The 23,113-nt window shown below is 64.3% G+C and carries 25 protein-coding genes; 13 read left to right on the top strand and 12 right to left on the bottom strand.

Features of this window, described 5'->3' with window-relative positions:
* The 4 genes from radA to Q8S60_RS11180 all read left to right on the top strand — a co-directional run.
* A partial coding sequence (gene radA / locus Q8S60_RS11195; protein ID WP_305668561.1) for a DNA repair protein RadA occupies positions 1–1,371 on the top strand: 1,371 nt, incomplete at its 5' end.
* 30 nt (positions 1,372–1,401) lie between these two features.
* The gene (locus tag Q8S60_RS11190) at positions 1,402–2,085 is read left to right on the top strand and encodes a CvpA family protein (RefSeq protein WP_305277489.1); all 684 of its coding nucleotides are present in this window, start codon (positions 1,402–1,404) and stop codon (positions 2,083–2,085) included.
* Between the two features lie 101 nt (positions 2,086–2,186).
* Complete coding sequence (gene purF, locus Q8S60_RS11185) at positions 2,187–3,623, top strand: amidophosphoribosyltransferase (protein ID WP_305278270.1); 1,437 nt, start codon at positions 2,187–2,189, stop codon at positions 3,621–3,623.
* A gap of 28 nt (positions 3,624–3,651) precedes the next feature.
* The gene (locus tag Q8S60_RS11180; RefSeq protein WP_305277488.1) at positions 3,652–4,371 is read left to right on the top strand and encodes an SDR family NAD(P)-dependent oxidoreductase; all 720 of its coding nucleotides are present in this window, start codon (positions 3,652–3,654) and stop codon (positions 4,369–4,371) included.
* Positions 4,372–4,375: 4 nt separating this feature from the next.
* Here the strand turns inward: Q8S60_RS11180 and Q8S60_RS11175 are convergent, their stop codons facing one another.
* A complete protein-coding gene (locus Q8S60_RS11175; protein WP_305277487.1) occupies positions 4,376–4,702 on the bottom strand; it encodes a nuclear transport factor 2 family protein in 327 nt (108 codons plus the stop codon).
* 65 nt (positions 4,703–4,767) lie between these two features.
* Here Q8S60_RS11175 and Q8S60_RS11170 point away from each other — a divergent pair, with 65 nt between their 5' ends.
* On the top strand, positions 4,768–5,145 hold the full coding sequence (locus Q8S60_RS11170) for a helix-turn-helix domain-containing protein (RefSeq protein ID WP_305277486.1): 378 nt from the start codon (positions 4,768–4,770) through the stop codon (positions 5,143–5,145).
* Between the two features lie 24 nt (positions 5,146–5,169).
* Here the strand turns inward: Q8S60_RS11170 and Q8S60_RS11165 are convergent, their stop codons facing one another.
* Complete coding sequence (locus tag Q8S60_RS11165) at positions 5,170–5,946, bottom strand: class I SAM-dependent methyltransferase (RefSeq protein WP_305277485.1); 777 nt, start codon at positions 5,944–5,946, stop codon at positions 5,170–5,172.
* A gap of 382 nt (positions 5,947–6,328) precedes the next feature.
* Between Q8S60_RS11165 and Q8S60_RS11160 the strand changes: the two genes are divergently transcribed.
* The 3 genes from Q8S60_RS11160 (at position 6,329) to Q8S60_RS11150 (ending at position 10,336) form a co-directional block, all read left to right on the top strand.
* The gene (locus tag Q8S60_RS11160; RefSeq protein WP_305277484.1) at positions 6,329–9,226 is read left to right on the top strand and encodes a PAS domain S-box protein; all 2,898 of its coding nucleotides are present in this window, start codon (positions 6,329–6,331) and stop codon (positions 9,224–9,226) included.
* A gap of 79 nt (positions 9,227–9,305) precedes the next feature.
* Positions 9,306–9,734, top strand: a complete 429-nt coding sequence (locus Q8S60_RS11155) for an ester cyclase (RefSeq protein ID WP_305277483.1) — start codon at positions 9,306–9,308, stop codon at positions 9,732–9,734.
* Complete coding sequence (locus tag Q8S60_RS11150) at positions 9,731–10,336, top strand: TetR/AcrR family transcriptional regulator (RefSeq protein ID WP_305277482.1); 606 nt, start codon at positions 9,731–9,733, stop codon at positions 10,334–10,336. Before Q8S60_RS11155 ends, Q8S60_RS11150 begins: the two co-directional genes overlap by 4 nt.
* Positions 10,337–10,344: 8 nt before the next feature.
* Here Q8S60_RS11150 and der read toward each other — a convergent pair whose 3' ends face one another.
* The 8 genes from der to Q8S60_RS11110 form a co-directional block, all read right to left on the bottom strand.
* Complete coding sequence (gene der / locus Q8S60_RS11145; RefSeq protein WP_305277481.1) at positions 10,345–11,763, bottom strand: ribosome biogenesis GTPase Der; 1,419 nt, start codon at positions 11,761–11,763, stop codon at positions 10,345–10,347.
* A 22-nt stretch (positions 11,764–11,785) separates the two neighbouring features.
* The gene (locus Q8S60_RS11140) at positions 11,786–13,171 is read right to left on the bottom strand and encodes a PQQ-like beta-propeller repeat protein (RefSeq protein WP_305277480.1); all 1,386 of its coding nucleotides are present in this window, start codon (positions 13,169–13,171) and stop codon (positions 11,786–11,788) included.
* A gap of 6 nt (positions 13,172–13,177) precedes the next feature.
* Positions 13,178–13,915, bottom strand: a complete 738-nt coding sequence (locus Q8S60_RS11135; RefSeq protein WP_305277479.1) for a tetratricopeptide repeat protein — start codon at positions 13,913–13,915, stop codon at positions 13,178–13,180.
* Positions 13,916–14,063: 148 nt separating this feature from the next.
* Positions 14,064–14,888: a 3-methyl-2-oxobutanoate hydroxymethyltransferase gene (panB, locus tag Q8S60_RS11130; protein WP_012112407.1), complete on the bottom strand. Its 825-nt coding sequence runs from the start codon at positions 14,886–14,888 to the stop codon at positions 14,064–14,066.
* Between the two features lie 188 nt (positions 14,889–15,076).
* Positions 15,077–15,835 (bottom strand): hypothetical protein, encoded by a 759-nt coding sequence (locus tag Q8S60_RS11125; protein ID WP_305277478.1) that lies wholly within the window; start codon positions 15,833–15,835, stop codon positions 15,077–15,079.
* A complete protein-coding gene (locus tag Q8S60_RS11120) occupies positions 15,832–16,350 on the bottom strand; it encodes a tetratricopeptide repeat protein (protein ID WP_305277477.1) in 519 nt (172 codons plus the stop codon). Before Q8S60_RS11120 ends, Q8S60_RS11125 begins: the two co-directional genes overlap by 4 nt.
* A 67-nt stretch (positions 16,351–16,417) precedes the next feature.
* A complete protein-coding gene (locus tag Q8S60_RS11115) occupies positions 16,418–16,834 on the bottom strand; it encodes a nuclear transport factor 2 family protein (RefSeq protein WP_305277476.1) in 417 nt (138 codons plus the stop codon).
* Positions 16,831–18,096 carry a cytochrome P450 gene (locus tag Q8S60_RS11110; RefSeq protein WP_305277475.1) on the bottom strand — a complete coding sequence of 422 codons (1,266 nt, stop codon included), beginning with the start codon at positions 18,094–18,096 and terminating at the stop codon, positions 16,831–16,833. Before Q8S60_RS11110 ends, Q8S60_RS11115 begins: the two co-directional genes overlap by 4 nt.
* Positions 18,097–18,255: 159 nt before the next feature.
* On the opposite strand from Q8S60_RS11110, the gene Q8S60_RS11105 reads away from it, so the two are divergent.
* The 5 genes from Q8S60_RS11105 to Q8S60_RS11085 all read left to right on the top strand — a co-directional run bounded on the left by Q8S60_RS11105 (position 18,256) and on the right by Q8S60_RS11085 (position 21,767).
* A complete protein-coding gene (locus tag Q8S60_RS11105; protein ID WP_305277474.1) occupies positions 18,256–18,765 on the top strand; it encodes a MarR family winged helix-turn-helix transcriptional regulator in 510 nt (169 codons plus the stop codon).
* Positions 18,766–18,875: 110 nt separating this feature from the next.
* Positions 18,876–19,892: an aspartate-semialdehyde dehydrogenase gene (locus Q8S60_RS11100; protein WP_305277473.1), complete on the top strand. Its 1,017-nt coding sequence runs from the start codon at positions 18,876–18,878 to the stop codon at positions 19,890–19,892.
* 232 nt (positions 19,893–20,124) lie between these two features.
* Complete coding sequence (locus tag Q8S60_RS11095) at positions 20,125–20,916, top strand: ArsR family transcriptional regulator (RefSeq protein ID WP_305277472.1); 792 nt, start codon at positions 20,125–20,127, stop codon at positions 20,914–20,916.
* Positions 20,909–21,307 carry a VOC family protein gene (locus Q8S60_RS11090; RefSeq protein ID WP_305277471.1) on the top strand — a complete coding sequence of 133 codons (399 nt, stop codon included), beginning with the start codon at positions 20,909–20,911 and terminating at the stop codon, positions 21,305–21,307. Before Q8S60_RS11095 ends, Q8S60_RS11090 begins: the two co-directional genes overlap by 8 nt.
* Positions 21,308–21,323: 16 nt before the next feature.
* The gene (locus tag Q8S60_RS11085; protein WP_305277470.1) at positions 21,324–21,767 is read left to right on the top strand and encodes a hypothetical protein; all 444 of its coding nucleotides are present in this window, start codon (positions 21,324–21,326) and stop codon (positions 21,765–21,767) included.
* Positions 21,768–21,800: 33 nt separating this feature from the next.
* Here the strand turns inward: Q8S60_RS11085 and Q8S60_RS11080 are convergent, their stop codons facing one another.
* Complete coding sequence (locus Q8S60_RS11080) at positions 21,801–22,160, bottom strand: GFA family protein (protein WP_305277469.1); 360 nt, start codon at positions 22,158–22,160, stop codon at positions 21,801–21,803.
* Between the two features lie 20 nt (positions 22,161–22,180).
* The gene (locus Q8S60_RS11075) at positions 22,181–22,948 is read right to left on the bottom strand and encodes a VOC family protein (protein ID WP_305277468.1); all 768 of its coding nucleotides are present in this window, start codon (positions 22,946–22,948) and stop codon (positions 22,181–22,183) included.
* Positions 22,949–23,113 lie beyond the last annotated feature (165 nt).

Below are 23,113 nucleotides of genomic sequence, written 5' to 3'. Positions count from 1 at the left end.
CGCTGGGCGGGGCGGTGCGAGAGTTGCGGGGAGTGGAACACCATCGTCGAGGAGGCGCCGGAGAGCGCGGGTGTCGGCGGGGGGCCGCAGAAGTCGCTGGCGGGCGCGCGGGCGAAAGGGCGGAAGATCGAACTCGTCGCGATGAGCGGCGAGACGGCGGACCCGCCGCGCCATGTGACCGGCGTCAACGAGTTCGACCGGGTGACGGGCGGCGGGCTGGTGCCCGGCTCGGCGCTGCTGATCGGCGGCGACCCCGGCATCGGCAAGTCGACGCTGCTGCTGCAGGTGATGGCGGCCCTGGCGCGGAAGGGAAAGTCGGTCGTCTATATCTCGGGCGAAGAGGCGATCGCGCAGGTGAGAATGCGGGCGCGCAGGCTCGGGCTCGCGGACGCCGATGTGCAGCTCGGCGCGGAGACGAACCTCAAGGACATCATCGGGACGCTGGAAAACGGACAGGCGCCGGACGCCGTGGTGATCGACTCGATCCAGACCATGTGGACGGACGCGCTCGAATCCGCGCCCGGCACGGTGGCGCAGGTGCGGGCCTCGGCACAGGAGCTGGTGCGGTTCGCGAAGAAGCGGGGCTCGGCGGTCATCCTGGTCGGGCATGTGACCAAGGAAGGCCAGATCGCGGGGCCGCGCGTCGTGGAGCACATGGTCGATGCGGTGATCTATTTCGAGGGCGAGCGGGGGCACCAGTTCCGCATCCTGCGCGCGGTGAAGAACCGCTTCGGCCCGGCGAACGAGATCGGCGTGTTCGAGATGGGCGAAATGGGGCTTGCCGAAGTGCCGAACCCTTCCGCGCTCTTTCTCGGCGAACGCGACGGCGAGACCAGCGGCTCGGCGGTCTTTGCCGGGATCGAGGGGACGCGGCCGGTGCTGGTCGAAATCCAGGCGCTGGTGGCGCAAAGCTCGCTGGGGACGCCGCGCCGGGCGGTGGTCGGCTGGGATGGCGGCCGGCTTTCGATGATCCTCGCGGTGCTGGAAGCGCGGTGCGGGCTCTCGCTCGCCGGGCAGGACGTTTACCTCAATGTGGCGGGCGGATTGCGAATCAACGAGCCGGCGGCGGACCTCGCGGTGGCGGCGGCGCTGGTTTCATCCGTCTCGGGAATGCCGCTGCCGGCCGATTGCGTCATTTTCGGCGAGATCAGCCTATCGGGCGCCGTTCGGCCCGTGAACCAGATGGATGCGCGGCTGAAAGAGGCCGAAAAACTGGGCTTTGCGCGGGCAATACTGCCCGCCAGCGCGGCCCGGACGAGACCTTCGACGGCGCTCAAATTTACGGAAATTTCGGACCTTGCCGGGCTTATTGCCCATCTGACCGCAGGCGGCAGCAAGGCGACGGGCGACCGCCGGGCCCGCGAAGTGTGATAAAGTGAGACGGGTTTCCGGGAGAGAGTTTTGACGCTTTTCGACCTCCTCGTCATAGGTGTGCTGCTGGTTTCGAGTGTGCTTGCGCTGCTGCGCGGGTTCACCAACGAGGTCCTGTCGATCCTTGCCTGGATCGTGGGCGCCCTTGCAGCGCTGTGGCTGTTTCCCTATGTAACGCCAGTATTGCGGGACGCGATCTCGCCGCCTTGGCTCGCGGCCGTGGTGGCCGCCATCGGCATCTTCGTCGTCGCCTATGCCATCTGCGCGGCGCTGACCGCGCGCTGGTCCGGCGGGCTGATGGACCTGCATGAGCGGGCAGCCCTTCTCGACCGGACGCTCGGCTTCATTTTCGGCGTTGCGCGCGGGCTGCTGATCGTCACGGTCGCCTATCTCTTCTTCGCTTGGCTGGTGCCGAATCCGGACGACCAGCCGGACTGGATCAGACACGCAAAGACGCGGCCGATGGTCGAAGACACGGCCGCCCTGCTGTTCTCGCTGGCGCCGACGCCCGGTAGCCGGGAACCGGCAGCGCGGGAGACGACGACCCCGGCGCCGGCCTATAGCGCGCCGCCGCGTCAAGAGGCCGCGCCGGCGCCCGCCGAACCCCGCCAGACGCCCCGCGATTCGGGCGCTGACACGGGAAATGGCCCGGGGTATAACCCGTCCGAACGGAGGGGACTCGACCGCTTGTTCGAGAACACGACCGGGGATTAGTGCCCGTTTCTTTTGGAGTCCCAGCGATGTCCGACCAGATGCAGCTCTCCTTCCCGCTCCCCGCTCCGGCCCCCAGGCCGGACAATTTCCGGGATGACGGGATGGACGACGACAAGCTGCGCGAGGAATGCGGCGTGTTCGGCGTGTTCGGCCATAACGACGCGGCGGCCCTGACGGCGCTCGGCCTTCACGCCCTGCAGCATCGCGGGCAGGAAGCGGCGGGCATCGTCGCCTATGACGGCGAGCATTTTCATTCGGAGCGGCGGCTCGGGCTCGTGGGCGACCACTTCTCGTCCGCCAAGGTGATCGACCGGCTGATCGGCGACGCGGCTATCGGCCATGTGCGCTATTCGACAACGGGCGAGACGATCCTGCGCAACGTGCAGCCGCTGTTCGCGGATCTCTGGGGCGGCGGCTTCGCGGTCGCCCATAACGGCAACCTGACCAACGCGATCACCCTCCGCAACGAGCTGGTGCGCGACGGCGCGATCTTCCAGTCGACCTCCGACACAGAAACCATTTTGCAGCTCGTGGCGCGGAGCCGGAAGCCGCGCGTGATGGAGCGCTTCGTGGATGCGCTCTCGCAGATCCAGGGCGCCTATGCGCTGGTGGCGCTGACCAACAAGAAGCTGATCGGCGCGCGCGACCCTCTCGGCATCCGGCCGCTGGTGCTGGGCAAGCTTGCGGGAGCGCCGATCCTCGCTTCGGAGACGGTGGCGCTCGACATCATCGGCGCGGAATTCGTGCGCGAGATCGAGCCCGGCGAGATCGTGGTCTGCACGAAGGAAGGGATCGAATCCATCCGGCCGTTCCCGCCGCAGAAAGTGCGGCCCTGCGTATTCGAGTACATCTATTTCGCGCGGCCGGACAGCATTGTCGGCGGCAAGAGCGTCTACAATGTGCGCAAGCGGCTCGGGCAGGAACTGGCGCTGGAGTCCGCGGTGGATGCCGACGTCGTGATCCCGGTGCCGGATTCGGGCGTGCCCGCCGCCATCGGCTATGCGGCGGAGAGCGGCATTCCCTTCGAACTCGGCATCATCCGCAACCACTATGTGGGGCGCACCTTCATCGAGCCGACGCAGCATATCCGCCAGCTCGGCGTGAAGCTCAAACACAACGCCAACCGCGCCATCGTGCAGGGCAAACGCATCGTGCTGGTGGACGACAGCGTGGTGCGCGGCACGACATCCATCAAGATCGTGAAGATGATGTACGAAGCCGGCGCGAAGGAAGTGCACCTGCGCGTCGCCAGCCCGCCGATCACGCATTCGGATTTCTACGGCATCGATACGCCGGAACGCGACCAGCTTCTCGCCTCCAACTACGACCTCGAAGGAATGCGCGCCTATATCGGCGTCGACAGCCTCGCCTTCATTTCGGTCGACGGGCTCTATCGCGCGATGGGCTTCACGCATCGCGACCAGCAATGCCCGCAACTCACCGATCACTGCTTTACCGGCGACTATCCGACGCCGCTCACCGACCGCGACGGCGAACAGCGGACGCGGCAATTGTCGCTGCTGGCGGAAATCGCCTGAGCCATTTGAAGAGTTTGGATTTCCGACAATGACAGGACGATTGCAGGACCGCCTGGCGGTTATCACAGGCGCCTCGCGGGGCATCGGCCGGGCGGTGGCGCTCGGCATGGCGGCGGAAGGGGCGCATGTGATCCTCGTCGCGCGCACCGTGGGCGGGCTCGAGGAAGTGGACGATGAAATCCGCAAGGTGGGCGGCAAGGCGACGCTGGTGCCGCTCGACCTCACCGACATGCCGGGCATCGACCGGCTGGGCGCGACGATCTTCGAACGCTGGGGGAAGCTCGACATCCTCGTCGGCAATGCGGGACTGCTCGGCACGCTGACGCCGATGGCGCATCTCGAACCCAAGGACTGGGACAAGACACTGGCCGTGAACGTCACCGCGAATTACCGCCTCATCCGCTCGCTCGAACCGCTGCTGAAGCGCTCCGATGCGGGGCGCGCGATCTTCGTGACCTCCGGCGCGGCGCACAAGTGCAAGCCCTACTGGGGCAGCTATTCGGTGACCAAGGCGGCGCTCGACGCAATGATGAAGACATGGGCGGCGGAGGTCGAGGCATCGGCCATCCGCGTCAACTCGGTGAGCCCCGGGCCGACGCGGACCGCGATGCGCAAGAAGGCAATGCCGGGCGAAGACCCGACGACGCTGACGAAGCCCGCCGACCTCGTTCCGCTGTTCATCGAACTTGCGATGCCCGACTGCACGCGGCATGGCGAGATCGTGGAATATCAGAAGGCGAAGGCGTGAGGCGTCAGCCTATTGCAAGGCGGGCGATGCGACCGCCGGCGAGCTTGAAGTCGTAGCCGAGCGTAGCCGGACTGCCGGGGAAATTGCCGGAGACGAGCGCCTTCACTTTCACATTTTCGCCCGCGATGGCAACCTCGCGGACATCGACGGTGACGGCGTATTTCCGCGTCGTTTCCACCATCCAGTCCCGAATGGCCGCGTGACCCGTCATCGTCGCGCCTTCATCCTTCACCACCGCATCTTCCGCGAAGGGCGCGAGCATGGCATCGAGTTCGTGGCGGTTTTTAGCGGCGAAATAGGCCGAGAGCGGAGCCGGGAGGTTGTCAGTCATGGTGTTTCCTTTCGGTTGGGGATCGTCCAATTGCCTGACACCAGAAATGGCGGCATGCTTCCGCGATGACAAGAACGCACGAAAAAGTGGGTGACTTACCCGCGGGTAAGGCGGAGGCGCACACGCCGGAGAGCGCGGCGGCGGGGATCGACGCTGCATTCGACATGCTCGGGGGCCGGTGGAAACTCATCATCCTGTTTCACCTTTTCGGTGGGCAGGTGAAGCGTTTTTCGGAGCTGGAGACCGCCATTCCCGCCGTGTCGCAGAAGATGCTCGCGCAGCAGCTACGCCAGATGGAGGCGGACGGCATCTTACTGCGCACCGTCTATCCCGAGGTGCCTCCGAAGGTGGATTACCGATTGACGGAATGGGGGCAATCGCTCTGCCCTGCGCTCGACGCGTTGCTTCAATGGGCGGAGAACAAACAAGGCGTGGGACTTTAGGCCCCACGCCTTGCTCTATTCGCTTTATTCGCGGCGCGCGCGGAGGGCGAGGAAGAGGGGGATCTCCTGCCGTGCGAGGCGGAGCGCCCTCGCCTCCTTTTCCGGCGGGCCGAAATATGCCGCCGGAATTTCCTTCATCGCCTCCACGACAAAGCCGCTTGCCGCAAGCGCCGAAACGTAGACCTCAAGCGGACGATGATAGCTGCGCGTGACGCCCGCCCGCGAACCACCATATTCCTGCATCGGTATGTCGAGCGGCGTGAGGTAATGGTCTATGCGGCGGTATTGCAGCGCCCTGCCCTCATCCCGGCCCCAGCCGCTCTGACGGGGGATACGGAAGCAAGGGTGCGTCATCAGCATGACGAGCCTGCCGCCCGGCTTCAGCACACGCGCCGCCGATCGAAGCGCCGCATCCAGCGGATCGATGTCCTGGATGCTGAGCAGGAAGGCGGCGGCATCGAAGCTCGCATCCGCAACGGGATGAAGTGTCGTGGCGTCGCCGACGAGGAAACGGGCATGGCCCGCATGATGCCGCCGCGCATGGGCGATGAGCTTGCGGCTCTTGTCGAGGCCGGTGTAGCGCGCCTGCGCGGCAAGGATCGCCGGGGCAAGCGCACCGGCGCCGCAGCCGATGTCGAGGATGTTTTCATCCCGCCCCGGCGCGAGCAGAGCCATCAATGCGGGGATCGCCAGTTCGCGGTGGTGGCGGCTTCCTTCCGTGCCCGCCCAACCGAGATACCAGTTCGCGACTGCGTCCCAGCTTTTGCTGGACGCGCGTGCGCGGTTTGTCTTCCGTTCCATGAGGATTGCCTCATCCATAGTCTCCGGCTCGCAGACACGGAGGGATGACGCGGCGCGTCCCGCAGGCAATCGACCTTGCGAGCACGATTAAGGCTTCAGGCACGCGACCGAGGCGAACACCTATCGACAAGATGGGAGTTTGGCAGGCCTCAGCGGCGGGACGCCGCGTTGCGGCGCGTGCGCAAACGGGCGGAGAGAAGGCCGGAGGCGAAATATGCGTTGAGACTGTTCATGGAGAGAAGATACCGCCGGGTGAGCGGCGGCACAAGCCGCGCGCCGGTTCCAACCGAGTTGACCGGACGCCGCCGGTTCTTGAGTATAGACTGGCTGGTGTCGCAGACAGCGCGGGGCGATTGCGAGCGGCGGTGAGGATCGGGCCGGAATGCAGGGCGGGGAAAAACCGTTTCTCCTGACGGGGAGCGAAGCGAGCGAAATCATCGCGTCGTTCGACTGGAGCGCAACGCCGCTCGGGCCGGTTTCGTCGTGGCCGGCCAGCATGAAATCCACGCTCGGACTCATCCTGCGGTCGCCGGTTCCCATCGTGACGCTGTGGGGCGAGGACGGCATCATGATCTACAACGATGCCTATTCGGTTTTCGCGGGCGGACGGCATCCCGAGCTTTTCGGTTCGAAAGTGCGGGAAGGCTGGCCGGAGGTCGCCGACTTCAACGACAATGTGATGAAGGTCGGGCTCGCGGGTGGGACGCTTGCCTATCGCGACCAGGAGCTGACGCTCCACCGGAACGGCCAGCCGGAACAAGTGTGGATGAACCTCGACTATTCGCCCATTCCCGACGAGACGGGAAAGCCGGTGGGCGTGATCGCCATCGTGGTGGAAACGACGCGGCGCGTGGAAGCGGAACAGCAGCTCGAACGCGGCTTCGAGACGCTGCGGCGGATGTTCGAGCAGGCGCCGGGCTTCATCGCGATCCTGGCGGGGCCGGAACACACCTTCGTCATGGTCAACAACGCCTATATGCAGCTCGTCGGCTATCGCGACGCGCTCGGAAAGCCGATGCGCGATGCGCTGCCGGAGATGGTGGATCAGGGTTTCCTCTCTCTTCTCGACCGTGTGCGGGAGACGGAGGAACCTTATATCGGGCGAAACATCCGCGTGATGCTGAAGCGCGAGCCGGGGTTGCCGGCGGTGGAGCGCTATCTCGATTTCGTGTTCCATCCGGTAACCGCCGCCCGCAGCGACACGCGCGGCATTTTCGTGCAGGGGCACGACGTGACCGAGCGGCGGCTCGCCGAGATCGCGCTGAAGGAAAGCGAAGAGCGGTTCCGGCTCGTCGCCGAAAGTTCGCCGGTGATGCTGTGGATGGGCGACGAGACCGGCAAGTGCATCTATCTGAACGACGCCCAGCGGAAGTTCTGGAATGTGAAGATGGAAGACATTCCGGATTTCGACTGGTCCCGCACCGTTCATCCCGACGACCGGGAGGCGCTCCATGCGCCGTTCAGCGCCGCCATGGAAGCGCATACGGCTTTTTCAGTGGAGGTGCGTTTTCGCCGCGCCGACGGCGAATACCGGGCAGTGCGGACGAACGCGCAGCCGCGCTTCGGACCGCAGGGACAATTCGCCGGCATGATCGGCGTCAATGTCGACGTGACCGAGATGAGGCGCGCGGAAGAGGCGCTGCAGGCGGCCAACCAGAACCTGGAGCAGCGCGTTGCGCGGGAAGTTGCCGAACGCTCCAGGGCGGAAGAGGCGCTGCGGCAGGCGCAGAAGATGGAAGCCATCGGCAAGCTGACCGGCGGCGTCGCACATGATTTCAACAATCTGCTGCAGGTCGTATCGGGAAATCTGCAGTTGCTGTCGAAGGACATCGCGGGCAACGAGCGCGCGGAGCGGCGGGTGGCAAATGCACTGGCCGGCGTCGATCGCGGTGCGAAACTCGCCAGCCAGCTTCTCGCCTTCGGCCGCCGCCAGCCGCTCGAGCCGAAGGTCATCAATATCGGCCGGCTGGTTGCCGGCATGGGCGACATGCTGCGGCGGACGATCGGCGAGGGCGTCGAGGTCGAGACCGTGGTCTCGGGCGGGCTGTGGAACACATTCGTCGATCCGGCGCAGCTGGAGAACGCACTTCTCAATCTAGCGATCAACGCGCGCGACGCCATGAACGACAGCGGGCGGATGACGATAGAGGCCGGCAATGCCTATCTCGACGATGCCTATGTGCTCGACCATCCGGAGATTACGCGCGGCCAGTATGTCGTGCTGGCGGTGACGGATACGGGGAGCGGCATTCCGGCCGATGTGCTGCCGCATGTTTTCGAGCCGTTCTTCTCGACGAAGCCGCAGGGCAAGGGCACGGGGCTCGGGCTTTCGATGGTTTACGGCTTCGTCAAGCAATCGGGCGGGCACATCAAGGTCTATAGCGAGGTGGAGCACGGAACGACGGTGAAGCTTTACCTGCCGCGCGCGATGGAGAACGAGGATGTGATGGCGCTTCCCGGCGCCGGGCCGCCGACCGGCGGAACCGAGACCATTCTCGTCGCCGAAGACGACGACGCCGTGCGCGCAACCGTGGTCGAGATGCTGAACGATCTCGGCTACCGGGTGCTGACGGCGCGCGATGCCGCGAGCGCGCTGACAGTGCTGGAAAGCGGCGTGCCCGTGGACCTGCTCTTTACCGATGTGGTAATGCCGGGTCCGCTGAAAAGCACCGACCTCGCACGGAAGGCCCGAGAGAGGCTGCCGGGCATCGGCGTGCTTTTCACGTCGGGCTATACGGAGAATTCGATCGTGCATGGCGGGCGGCTCGACACGGGAGTCGAGCTGCTGTCGAAGCCTTACACGCGGGAGGCGCTGGCGCGGAAGGTGCGCCATGTTCTCACCCTCGCGGGACAGCGGAATGCGCCCGATGGCGGAACCACAACGCGGGAAAGCGCACCGGAGGGGACGCTGACCGTGCTTCTCTGCGAGGACGACGTACTGATCCGCATGAACACGGCGGAGATGCTGGAAAGCGAGGGGATGATCGTGATCGAGACGGGCACCGCGCAGGAAGCGCTGGAGGCCATGAAGTCCGGCACCACTCACATCCTCATCGCCGATGTCGGCCTGCCCGACATGTCCGGCGTCGATCTCGCGGTCAAATTGCGGGAAAGCTTTCCGACTCTCCCCGTCATTTTCGCAACCGGACACAACGATGTGCCCGGCGCGGACGCCATGCCTTTCTGTGCGGTCGTACCGAAGCCCTACGATATCGCCCAGATAAAGCGCCAGATCGAGGCGCTTGTCGCTTCAGGCAGGCTCCACGGGCGAAATGGTTGACTGGCTTTTGATATAAAAATATTGACATGAGACAATTGTCTCATTAAATATCCAGCGGCAACCAGCGAGGGAGGTCGCAATGGCGCTTGCACGCGACGATATGGACCGGAAGATCGACGAACATTTCGCATTTGAGGCAGCCGACGATGTGGAGGGCGTTCTCGCCACACTCACTTCCGATGTCGAACACGACATTGTCGGTTGGCCCTCCGGCCCGACCAGCGGCCGCGAAGGCGCCCGCGGCTTTTACGAGACGCTCTTCTCCGATCTCGCGGACGGAAAGGTCGAGTGCCGCAAGCGCCTCTATGGAGATCAATTCCTCATCGATGAATCGCTCTGGCGCGGCCGCGCGCCGGGCCGCCCCTTCGGCCTCGAAGGGAGGAACCGGCCTCTCGAGTTCCGCCTGCTGCATGTGATCGAATTTGCCGAAAACGGCGATATCGGGCGCGAAAATGTGTGGATCGATCTGGCGAGCATCATTCAACAATTGCCACAGAGCGACACATGACGGCGGCAAAGGCGGGACGGCCGAACCAGAGGCAGCGGACACGCAAGGATCTGCTGCAGGCCGCCTCGCGACTGATGATGCGGGGCGGGAAGCCCAACCTGGAAGAGATTGCGCAGGAAGCGATGGTTTCCCGCGCAACGGCCTATCGCTATTTTCCCACGGCAGACGCGCTGCTGCTCGAAGCGGCGCTCGACGTGGCGACTCCGGAAGCTGCCGACATTTTTGCGGGGGAAAGCTCGGGCAATTCGACGGACCGGGTGTTTTGCGTCGATGCGGCGTTGCAGCGGATGATCGACGAAAACGAACCGCAACTCCGCATGATGCTTGCAAAGTCACTCGAGCGAAGCGTGAGCGGCGACAGTCAGTCCGATGTTCCGTCGCGCCAGAACCGCCGCACGCCGCTCATCGAGGCGGCGCTCGAGCCCGCGCATCGCAAGATCAAGCCCAGTGTCCGCAGGATGCTGGCGCGGGCGCTGGCGCTTGTGATCGGAACGGAAGCGACTATCGTCACGCGCGACGTGCTGCAGCTCAGCAATGCAGATGCGGAAAAAGTCAGACGCTGGGCCATACGAGCGCTGGTCGAGGCTGCAGAAAGGTCCTGAGCGCGGACCTAGTTTCTCTTCCTTCCCACATAGGGATTGTTCGGCTTGCGCATGAAGAGGCGGATGGGCACGCCGGGCAGGTCGAAGATTTCGCGCAGGCCGTTCACCAGGTAGCGGCGGTAGGATGTCGGCACCTCGTCGGCGCGGCTGGAAAAGACGGCGAAGGTGGGCGGGCGCGACTTTACCTGCGAGATGTATTTCAGATTGACCGGGCGGCCCTTGGCGGCGGGCGGCTGGTGGCGCGAGACAGCTTCCTGCAGCCAGCGGTTGAGCCGCGCGGTTGGGACGCGCGCATTCCAGAAGGTGTGCACACGCTCGATGGCGGGCATGAGCTTATCGGTGCCCCTGCCCGTCAACGCGGAAAGCGTCACGATGGGCACGCCACGGATTTGCGGCAGCAGACGCTCCAGCTCCTCCTTCAGCACACGAAGCACTTCCTGCGGCTCCGCGACCATGTCCCATTTGTTGACGACGATCAGCAGACCGCGGCCCTCCTGTTCGACGAGATCGGCGATGTGAAGGTCCTGCCGTTCGAAGGGCTGGGTGGCATCGAGCAGGATGACGACGACCTCGGCGAAGCGAACGGCGCGGAGCGTGTCGGCGACAGAGAGCTTTTCGAGCTTTTCGGTAACGCGGGCGCGGCGGCGCATACCCGCGGTGTCCCAGAGCTTGACGCGGCGGCCGCGCCATTCCCATTCGATGCCGATGCTGTCGCGCGTGATGCCGGCTTCGGGGCCGGTCAACATGCGGTCCTCGCCGAGGAGCTGATTGACGAGGGTGGACTTGCCGACATTGGGACGGCCGATAATCGCAACACGGAGCGGCGCTTCGAGGTCGGGCTCGTAGGGCGCGTCAGGATCGAAGCCGCCCTCCGCCTCTTCCTCGTCGGCCAGCGCATCTTCCACGGCCTGCTCCGCGTCATCGGCCTCCAGACCCTTGGCGAATTCGGCAAGTGCGTCGTAGAGGTCGCCGAGACCTTCGCCATGCTCGGCGGAAAGCGGGAGCGGTGCACCGAGGCCAAGTTCGTAAGCCTCCATGCGGCCCGCCTTGCCGGCACCGCCTTCGCATTTGTTCGCGGCAAGAATGACCGGTGTCGGCGACTTGCGAAGAATTTGCGAGAAGCTCTTGTCGAGAGGGGTCACGCCCGCGCGCGCATCGATCAGCAGGAGGCAGAGGTCCGCGTCGGCGATGGCCCGCTCGGTACCGAGACGCATGCGCGCCTCAAGACTGCCGGTCGCTGCTTCCTCGAGACCGGCGGTATCGATGACGGTGAAGGAGAGATCGCCGAGACGCGCTTCTCCCTCGCGCCGGTCGCGCGTAACGCCCGGCGTATCGTCCACCAATGCAAGCTTCTTGCCCACCAGCCTGTTGAACAGCGTGGACTTGCCGACATTGGGCCGACCGACAATGGCGACCTTGAATGACACTTCTGTATGGCCTTTGTGTGCTCTATTTCAGCGCGACGAGTTCCGCATCGTTCGTCAGGATATAGAGCGTTTCACGAGCAACGACCGGCGCGATCAGCGCACCGTCCGGCAGATCGATGCGGCCCAGTATTTCGCCCGTATAAGGCGAAACGGAGACGGCATCGCCAATGGACGAGACCAGCACCAGACGGTCGCTTACCAGAACCGGACCCGACCATTCGATGGGCTTCGTCCTGTCTTTCGGCTTTTCGTAGCGCGGCAGCGGCGTGATCCAGCGGATACGGCCGTCGCGGCGGGAGATCGCCAGCACCTCCTGCGAGGTCGTGACAAGGAAGACGAATTCGCCGGCGACCCAAGGTGTCTGCACGCCGCCGATGTCGCGCGTCCAGACGCGCTCGCCGGTGCGCAGGTCGATCGAGACCATGCGGCCCGAATGGCTGACGGCGAAGACGCGGCCGCGATCGATGACCGGGCGGCCGGCGATGTCGTTCAGTTCGCCGAGCGAGGTGATGTTGCCGGTGCGGGTAAGCGAGTCGCTCCACACGGGGTTTCCGTTCTCGACGCGGAGCGCGACGAGTTCGCCCGACGAATAGGGCGCGATCGCCACGGCGCCGGCGACGGCAGCGCTGGTGGAGCTGAGGATGCCCGCGCTTTCGACGATGCCGCGATGACGCCAGAGCACGTCGCCCGTTTCCTGCGCGAGGCAGATCATCTGATTGTCGGAGGTGATGGCGAAAACGCGGCCGCCATTTGCCGTGGGGGCGGCGCGGAACGGCTCGCCGACCTTCTGTGTCCAGATGACGGCGCCACTGTCCGCGTCGAGCGCGAAGGCGGTGCCGAAGCCGGTAACCGCGAAGACACGGCCGCCGTCGAAGGCGACGCCGCCGCCGCGGCCTTCCTCGCCGTCTTCACCATCGGGGACGAGATCGGCCGTCCAGAGCTTCTTGCCGGTCGTCTGGTCGAAAGCACGCACATTCGCCTCGGCGTCGAGGACGAAAATCTTGCCTGCGGCGATGACCGGCGAGGCGACAAGCTGCGCCGCGCGGCTGGAGCCCGTGCCCGCGTTCACCGACCAGATGCGCTTCAAGGGACCGGGGGCCGCGAGATGGTGCATGACGTTGTCCGGCGTTCCGCCAGGCTGCGGCCAGTCTTCGTTTTCGTAAGGCTGGGGCAGTTCGACGGTCTCGTCGGCGATCGCCGGATCGACCTCGAGATTGGCGCCGAGCTCCATGACGGAAAGGCGGGTACCCGGAAGAACCGCCTTTTCGTCCGAACTGAACATGTCGCCAACCGTGTCGCAGCCGGCAAGGCCCGCCACGGCGAGGCCAAGCAGCGCAATACGCAGGGCCGCTCCGATCGCTTTCCGGCCCGATGTCGGGTTTGCCGCCGGCATGAATTCCGTCGTCATCAAGGATTACTCCGTCTCCGCCGGGGCCTCTGGGGCTGGGGCTTCTTGTGTTTCGGGCTGCGCGGCGGGAGCTTCGTCAGCCTCGTCCGCGCGCGGCAGATTGGGGGCAACGAGCGCCTGGATCACATGGGCGCGGTCGCGGAGACCGGGCGGCGTCGCCTGGTTGCCGATGATTTCCGCCGCGTTGCGGTTTGCATCCTGCCACGCGCCTTCGCGCATGGCGGCAAGCGCGAGAAGCTCCAGCGCCTGTCCACGCCAGGGCGAGGTGCCGTCCACGAGCGGCGCCATCCGCGCCTTCATGTCGTCATAGCTCGCGGTATCGACCCGGAGCAGACCTTCCTTGATCGTCGCCATGCCGCGCACGATGCCGGGCACGCCGCCGTCATTGGCGACTTGCTCGTAGATGGCGAGCGCCGCGTCGCGCTCGCCGGCGGCGAGGCGCCTGTCCGCTTCGTGCAGGCGCGCGAGGGTGGCATAGCCGCCGCCCGTGCTGTCCGCCAGATCGGCGAAGGCGGCCGCGGCTTCCGCCGGGGCGGCGTTTTCCGTCTGCTTCACCACCTCGTCGAAACGGGCGGAAGCTTCCGCCCGCTGCGAATGGGACCAGGCGCGCCAGCCGACGATGATGGCCGCGATGAGAACAATGGCGATGGCGGCGCCGATCACGTAAGCGCCGTACTTGTCCCAAAGCTTGCTGAATTGCTCGCGGCGAAGGTCTTCTTCGACTTCGCGAAAGAGATCGGTCAAAACATTACTCCGCGGAGAAAATTCAATGGGCGCGGGAACAAGAACCCCACGCCCGGTACCTGCCCCCTGCAGGCCGCGTAAAATAGCCCGGCAACCGGCACAAGGCAAACCCGTCCGGCACCGCGGCAAAAGCCCGCAACGGCTTGAGCTATTTTGCCTTTTTCATGCTGTAGGTGTGCTCGGCGGCCGGGAAGCTGCGCTCGCGCACGGCACGGGCATAAGCCTCCGCCGCGCCCGCGATCTGGGCGCCGAGGGTGGCGAATTCGCGGACGAATTTCGCCGGGCGGGGCGAGAGACCCAGCATGTCCTCGAGGACGAGAATCTGGCCGTCGCAATTGGGCGAGGCGCCGATGCCGATGGTCGGAATGTCGATCTGGCCGGTGATGCGGGCGGCAAGCGGCTCGGCCATGCCTTCGAGCACGACGGCAAAGGCACCCGCCTCCGCGACGGCCTTGGCGTCCGCCTCGATGGCGGCCCATTCGCCCTCTTCGCGGCCTTGCGTCTTGAAGCCGCCCATGACCTGGATGTTCTGCGGCGTGAGGCCGATATGGGCCATGACGGGGATGCCGCGCAGGGTGAGATAGCGGATGGTTTCGGCGATGCGGGTGCCGCCTTCGAGCTTTACCGCCGTGCAGCCGGTCTCCTTGATGACGCGACAGGCATTGCGGAAGGCGATTTCCGGGCTTTCCTCATAGGAGCCGAAGGGCATGTCCACCACGACCAGGGCGCGCTCGGTACCGCGAACCACGGCGGCGCCATGGGCGATCATCATGTCGAGGGTGACGCCGAGCGTCGTTTCCATGCCGTACATGACCATGCCGAGGCTGTCGCCCACGAGCAGGAAGTCGACATAGGGGTCGATGTAGCGCGCGGTATGGGCGTGATAGGCGGTGAGCGAGACGATGGGCTCGGCGCCCTTCCGGGCGCGGATTTCCGGCACGGTGACGCGCTTGATCTTCGACTGTACGGACATCGGATCGTCCCTTGCAGGTGACGCGGACAGGTACCCCACAAGATGGGGTTTTGCCCGGGAATTGCGACAGCGGCCGGATGCCGCGGCGAAAAGGGCTTACATTACAGGCCCTTAGGTACCTCCCGGCACCTTTCCTGATCCTTATGGGCGGACCCTACAAAAAATGCGGCCAGAGCGCAATCAAGCGCTCAGAAGTCCATATCGTCGCTGTCCGGCACCTGGGTGCCGGGCGGGCCGATCAGTTCGCGGTAGGCGATGGAGAGGACGGCGACGTTGACGACGGCGAAGAAGATGGAGGCGAGCGCTATCGCGATCATCGCCGCGAGCGCCACGACCGGGCCGAGCACGATCAGGCCACCGAGCAACCCGGCGACAATGAGGACCGGGAGAGCCGCGAGGACCAGCACGGCGGCGAGGCGCCAGAAGTTTCCCCGCGTGCGCTCCAGCACCAGGCGCGGGTTGATCGGGTCGTCCACGGAGACGGCCGGCAGAAGCAGCGACAGGCGCACGAAGAAATAGAGAGAGACGAAAAGAAGCAGCAGGCCGAAGAAGCTCAGCAGCGAACTCGTCATGGTCTGCGGCATGGCGACGGCGACGACCATCAGGATGGCGCCCGGCATGAAGAGCAGGACGAGGAAGATCGAGAAGAGAAGAAACCGCGCCTCGCGGCGACCGAAGGACAGATTGAAATTTCCGGCGGGCGCGTCGCCGATCAGGATGAAGCGGTGCCAGGCGACGGCGATGATCGGCCAGAGGAAGAGCGAGGCGAAGTCGATGACGATAGCGAGGAAACGGTGCGTCTCGCGGTCGATGAAGGCGCTGGCGACCGAGAGCGCCAGATAGAGGAGGCCCGGCAGCCAGATGAGGCGGAGCATTTCGCCGAAATGTTCCCACGCGCCCTTGTAGGCCTCCCGGGCGGTGGCGAGGACGTCCAGTTTTCCTGTCATTGCGCGTCGAGCCCCAGAATCTTGTCTTTATAGGCCTGATTGTCCGGCTCGAGCCCGAGGGCCGTCATATAAAATTTGCGGGCGGAGACCATATCGCTGCGCGCCTCCATGATGGCGCCGCGCACATACCAGGCGGCGGCGCTTTCCGGATCGAGCTCGATCGCCCGGCCGATATCGGCGAGCGCGGCGTCGTAGTCGCCCATTTCACGGCGGGCATTGGCGCGGTTCCGATAGATCAGTGAGTCTCGCGGCGCGATCCGGAGGGCGGCGGTGTAATCGGCCACGGCCGCTTCGAGGTCGCCCGTGTTCTTGTAGGCGACGCCCCGGTTGATGAGGGCTGCGATGAGGTCGGGCTCCGACAGCTCGCCGGAGTCGATCGCCTTGGTGCAATAGCCGATGGCGGCCTTGTTGTCGCCGGTCACGAACTGCGCGTAACAGAGATTGTTGTCGCCGATGGCGTCCGCGAACGCAGGCGCCGGGAGCGCCAGCACAAGCGCGCCCAGCGAGACCGCCATGAACTCTCTTACCCGCATCTCTCCATCCCCGTCATTGACCTGACGGAGAGCCTAGCCGTTCCGGGGATCAGGAGAAAGCGGCTACCGCCACGGCCGTGTTCATGAAATCCCGGAAGCGGAGCCATTTCCGGTCTTTCAGAGTGATGACGTGGACGAAATCCGAGTCGATGACACGGCCGGTCGAGCGGGCGGTGAGGTTCAGGTGGCCGGTCACGACGACCTTGTCCCCCGCGGCGATGAATTCCTCCGCATCGAACCGGTGGACGTCGACGGAAGAGAGTACGCGCTCGAAGAAGCGCTCGCACTTGTCCGTGCCGCGATAGATGCCGGCATAGGGAATGACGGGTGGACCGTAGAACTCAATGATCGCTTCGGGGTGAAGGAACTCCATGATGGCCGGAATGTCCTTCGCACCGAAGGCGAGGAAGAGGGCTTTGGTGACCGCAATATTGCGGGCGGTCTCATCGATCTGCGTCACGTTCATTGCGTTTCATCCTTTCGGGCGAAGCGGAGCGTCAGGCTGTCGAAGCCATGATTGAGAAGGCTGGCGCGCTGCGGTTGCGGCGGTTCGGCGCCGATGGCCACGTCATCCATGCGATCGAGAATCGCTTCGATCAGCGCCCTGCCCTCCATCCGCGCGAGGGCGGAGCCGAGGCAATGGTGGATACCGACACCGAAGGTGAGCTGCTTGTTGAGGTTCGGCCGCGAGATGTCGAACTTATCCGGGTTCGGGAAGATGGCGGGGTCGTGGTTGGCGGCGGCGAAGAAGAGCGCGACCCAATCGCCCTTCGCAATGCGGGCGCCGCCGACCTCGACGTCCTGCGTCGCGATGCGGAAGAGCCGTTGCGGCGGGCCGCTGTGGCGCAGGCTTTCGTCGATGAAGGGTCCGATGAGGGCGCGGTTCGCGGCAAGCTGCGCTCGAATGTCCGGCATGACGGCGAGATTGTGCAGCAGGTTGCCGAGAAGAAAGGTGGTCGTTTCCGAGCCTGCGACGACGAGCGTGATACAGAAGCGGATGACCTCGTCGAGGGTCAGTTGTTCGCCATCCACTTCCGCTTTCAGAAGCGCGGCGATGAGACCGTCCGGGACGGGGCCGCCCGCTTCGAGCGCGCCGTAGAGACTGTCGACGGTTTCGGTGAAGTAGTGGACCAGTTCCGCGTTGCTCGCCTCGCGCTCCGCCGGATCGAGATCGGCGGAGAGCATGAAGGCGGTTGCCCAATGGCGGAAGCGGTCCACCACTTCCCCAGGCAGGCCGAGCAGACCGACCATGATGCGGGCGGGAATGCGCGCGGCGAGCGCCTCCATCACTTCCGTGTCGCCATCGCCAAGGCTCACCACCATGCCGTCCACGATTTCGCGCACCCAAGGGTCGAGCGCCTCGATACGGGGACGCGAGAAGACGAGATTGACGATGCCCCGCAAGCGGTCGTGCTCCGGGTTGTCGTGGTTCACGAGCATCAGCGTCGGCGCGGAGGACTGTTCCTGCAGCGGATCGCGCGAGGAAAAGGTCCGGTGATCGCGCGCGGCGGCGGAGACGTGGTCGTAGTTCAGAAGTACCCAGGCCGTGACCGCCTCGTCCGCGTCCGGCACCGTGCCCGGCGGGTAATCGCGGTAGCCATAGACCGGACCATAGGGCCGGAGCCTGTCGTACAGCGCATAGGGCGAGGCGATGGTGTCGCCCGACGGCAGGGCCGCCACCAGAGCGGCCATATCCCCGGCCAGGTCAGTCTTCCTGATTTCCTGCATTCAGTCCCTCCCCTGTCTCGACGCCTCCCCGCGCCGTTCAATTATTCATTTCATAAACTGTTTCTTTTGTAAATAGTTTAATCCGATAGTTCCCGAGGCGGGCGCGGTAAGCTGCGGGCGATGGATTCGCGTCTCCAGGCGTGTATCGAAGGAGGCCACGTGGCGGTGAAAAAGGCGGGAAACAGGGGCAAGGAAGCAGCAGGCCGACTGCCGGAGGCGGCGCTGCACTTTCTCGAATATTACTATCCGATCCACTACAAGGCGGGCATCGGCGTCGAGGATGCGTTGCGCGGCGGGCAACTAAGCCGCCATCAGGTGGCCATGCTGTGGCTCATCCATTCGGAGGGGACGAACGGCCGGGAGATGAACCGCAAGGCCATCGAACGGTCGCTCGAGACCTGGTTCGAGATCTCGGGCGCGGCCATTACCAAGGCGCTTCGGGCCATGGCGCAGCCGCCGCTGGAGCTGGTGCGGCTGGTGGAGGACCCGAAATCCGGCCGCGAGAAGATCGTACTGCTGACGCCCAAGGGCGAGGCCCACATGAAAAAGATGATCGCCGGCGGCGAGGCCTATGTGCAGCGGATCATCGACCATATGAGCGATGAGGAAATCGAGCGGGGATTGCACTTCTTCAAGCGCGTCTCGGAGATCGTCGAAATGCTCCGCTGAGGGGGTTGCGACCTCGCGCCCCGTCCCCACCTCTTGCTCCCGCCCTTTGCCGCTGTTATAGGCACGGCGCTGTTTGTGGGCCTTTTCCGGCCCGGCCTGGAGTGAGAGACATGAACCCGAACCCCGTCGTCGCCATTGCGGGCGCGACCGGCGCCGTGGGCGTCGAGATGATCCGCTGCCTCGAAGAGCGCAACTTCCCGGTGAAGGAGCTGAAGCTCCTCGCCTCCGCGCGTTCGGCCGGCAAAACGATGAAATTCCGGGGCAAGGACATCGTCGTCGAGGAACTGACCGAAGCGAGTTTCAAGGGCGTCGACATTGCCTTCTTCTCGGCGGGCGGTGGCATCTCGCGGCAATTCGCCAAGGCGGTGAAGGATGCAGGCGCGGTGATGATCGACAATTCGTCGGCCTACCGCATGGACCCGAACGTGCCGCTCGTCATTCCGGAGATCAATCCGGAAGCTGCGAAGACGCATCAGGGCATCATCGCCAATCCGAACTGCTCGACCATCATCGCGATCACGCCGCTCTGGCCGATCCACAAGGTGAACCGCGTGAAGCGGCTCGTCGCGGCGACCTATCAGGCGGCGTCGGGCGCGGGCGCCGCGGCGATGGACGAACTCGAACAGGCGACGCGCGCCTTTCTCTCGGGCGAGCCCTTCGAGCAGAAGATCATCCCGCATCCCTACCCCTTCAACGTCTTCAGCCACAATTCCAAGGTGGACCCGGAAACGGGCTACAACGAGGAAGAGCTGAAGATGGTGAAGGAGACGAAGAAGATTTTCGCGGACAACGACATTCGCGTAACGGCTACCTGCGTGCGCGTGCCGGTTCTGCGCGCGCATTCCGAAGCACTGGACTTCGAATGCGAAAACCCGATCACGCCGAAGGAAGTGCGGGACATCCTTGCGAAGGCGCCGGGTGTGAAAATCGTCGACGATGTGGCCGCGAATTATTTCCCGATGCCGAAGGATGCGTCGGGGAAGGACGACATTCTCGTCGGCCGCATCAGGCAGGATATTTCCGATCCCTCAGGCCGCTCGATCGCGATGTTCGTTGCGGGCGACCAGTTGCTCAAGGGCGCGGCGCTCAACGCGGTGCAGATCGGCGAGATTCTCGTCAAACAATAGGCGGGAGCGCGCCCGCGCGAGACACAGCACGCAAAGACGCTCTCCTTCTCTCAAGCGGGAGGAGTGTTTCAACGCGCCCCGAATTCCCGACAGAAAAGCCACTTGAGCGGGTCAATCGAGAACCGATCCTGACGCCATCGTCGGCTCGAACCGCAGGTTCGCGCGTGGCCACATTTTTAAAATACATCAATTTCTATTGATACATCAAATTCATTTGATGTATAATATAGGTATGAACGCACAACAACTTCACGCCGCACCGCCCGAATTTCTGCAGTTGGCAGGACATCCCCTGCGCTGGCGCCTGCTGAGTGAGCTGTCCCGAAGCGACCGCATCGTACTGGAGCTGACCGAGCTGGTCGGCGAACCTCAAAACCTGGTCTCGTATCATCTGAGCAAGCTGCGGCGCGGCGGGCTGGTATCCGCACGGCGCAGTTCGGCCGATCGCCGCGACACCTATTACGGGCTGGAGCTCGAGCGGATCGGTTGCCTGTTATCCGCTGCGGGCGGGGCACTGCACCCCGGCCTTCGTCTCGCAGCACCCGAGCGCGACAATGCTTCGATCGGTTCGGTGAGAGTTTTGTTTCTCTGTACCGGCAATAGCGCACGCTCGCAGATTGCCGAGGCGCTGGCCAAAGCCAGGTCGGGCGGCGCCATTGAGGCATATAGCGCCGGCAGCCATCCCAAGCCGCTGCATCCGAATGCGGTCCGGGCGATGAAAGAAGAATACGGCCTCGACCTGGCCGGCTACGAGCCCAAACATGTGGATGTGTTCGCCGACCAGCATTTCGACTGGGTGGTGAGCCTGTGCGACCGGGTGCGCGAGGTGTGCCCGCATTTTCCCGGCCAGCACGAAGCGGTTCACTGGAGCATCCCCAACCCGGCGACCGGCGAGCCCGACGACGTCACCTATCCACTATTCCAGCAAACAGCCTCCGAGCTCGCGACGCGCATCGACTTCCTGCTTGCGAGACTCGCAGATCAAACACCGGCTCCCGAAGAGCCAAGGAGCAGCCATGACTGACCCCCGCGAAATGGTGAGCGTCCGCTACATGGTGGACGACGTTCAGGAAGCCGTTGCCTTCTATACGACGTTCCTCGGCTTTGAAGTTCTCAACAATTTTCCTGCTTTCGCCGATGTTGCACGCGGCAACCTGCGGTTGCTGCTCAGCGGACCGGGAAGCTCCGCGGGGCGGCCGATGCCCGATGGCGCAAAGCCGGGGCCCGGCGGCTGGAACCGCATCCACCTCATCATCGACGACATCGATGCTGAAGTCGCCCGCCTCCGCGAGGCCGGTGCTTCATTTCGCAACGACATTCTCGAAGGACCGGGCGGCAAGCAGATTCTGCTGCAGGATTCGTCCGGGAACGTCGTCGAACTCTTCCAGCCCGCTGCCCACAATCCGGCACGTTGATCGAGAGGGGAAAAAAATGACCACAGACAAATACGCCGTGCCCGTCCGCATGGGCCGAGCCCTGGATTCGGACAAGCAGAACCGCAACTTGCGTCGATGGTGGAGCGTCATCACGATTTTTCTTCTGACTGCCCTCTTCATCGAGGCGGTCTTCGCGGGCGCGATGTTGTCGGGTACCGGCTGGGCCCACACTGCACACACGGTGAACGCGGTCATACTGATCGCTTCGACCATCACGGCGGGCCTCGTCTCACTCGTCACCCTTCGCCACATTCCGCACGGACGGAAATTCGGATTGATCCTGGTGTCTCTGGCGGTGGCGGTCTTTCTCCAGACCTCAATAGGCAAGCTCTCCGCAAACGGCGCCAGCCTCATGTGGATCCATGTTCCTCTCGGCGTCGCATTGGTCTGGCTTGCTGCACGAGCCGCAGCCGGCGTCCGCAAACTGGGCGGGGAATGACACTCGCTCCTGAAACTGCCCGCGCGGCGGTTTTCAGAAACTTCGTCCGTCGATCTTTTGCGGGTGGAGCGCGGCGAGATCGATGCTGTCCACGCAACGCAGATTGATCGCCGCTACTTCGCTCCCGTCCGGGGCCGTTCCATAGGCAAAAGACTGGGTGCCGCATGTGCGGCAGAACCGGTGGTCGATCCGGTGCTTATAGAACCGGTATTCGACGAGATTTTCTTCTCCCGACAGGAGCCGGAAACTTCGTCGCGGCGCGAATGTCAGAATGAATCCCTTCTTCCGGCAATGAGAGCAGTTGCATTCGATCGAATTGCCGGGATCGGCCTCGACTTCGTAGCGCACGGCGCCGCAATGACAACCGCCGGTCAGCGTTTTCATTTCCGTCATGCTGTTTCCTTTTCCGAGCGTCAGTGGCGCGCGCCCACGAGCGCGAAGGATGCTCCCTGGGGGTCGAGCGCATGGATGACCCATGCGTCGCTGGGCACCTGATGCGGACCGGAAGTGACGGAGCCGCCCTTCTCGCCTATGCGCGCCATGGCGCCGTCGATGTCGTCCACGCAGAAATAGAAGAGCCAGTGGGGACCGCCATCGTCGTCGCCTTTCTTCATCATTGCGCCGACTGCCTCGCCGCCCGCGGCGAAGAGCTGGTAGACGGCGCCATTGCCCATGTCCATCGCCTGGTCCTTCGTCCAGCCGAAGAGGCGGGAATAGAAAGCGAAGGTGCTCTCGACATCGCCGCCATTCAGTTCATGCCAACCCACGGTGCCTTGCGTGCCCGGTGCCGGTTGCGCCATAGGGCCACCCTCGCCGCGAAAAACGACGAAAGGTGCGCCGGCAGGATCCGCAACGACGGCAAAGCGAAGGATACCCGGCACGTCATCCGGCTCGCGCAGGAGGTGTCCGCCCGCTGCCTGGATACGCTTCACTTCTGCGTCCACATCTTCGACAGCGATGTAGCCGACCCAACCAGGCGTCGCGCCGCGGTCGCAGGCTTCCTTCGGCAGTTCCATCATGCCGCCAACGCCCTGCCCCTCGACGAGGAACAATGTGTAGGGGTTGCGCGACGTGCTTCCATCGCCGGTCTTCCATCCGACGACATGCGAATAGAAATCGGCGGCGGCTCGGGTATCCGAGGTCACCAGTTCGTACCAGAGGAAATTCTTCGGCGTGCTCATGGATTCGTTCCCGTGCTTCAAGCTGCGTAAGCAGCTTCGAGTTTCGCGATGTCGAACTTGACCATCTGCATCATCGTTTGCATGACCCTCTGCGCTTTTTCAGCATCGGGGTCGTTTATCATGTCGATGAGGACCGAGGGGGCGATCTGCCAGGAGACGCCGAAC

Origin of the sequence: Parvibaculum sp. (assembly GCF_030694575.1) — a bacterium.
Classification (GTDB): Bacteria; Pseudomonadota; Alphaproteobacteria; order Parvibaculales; family Parvibaculaceae; genus Parvibaculum.
This window is presented reverse-complemented; position numbering and strand designations above follow the sequence as displayed.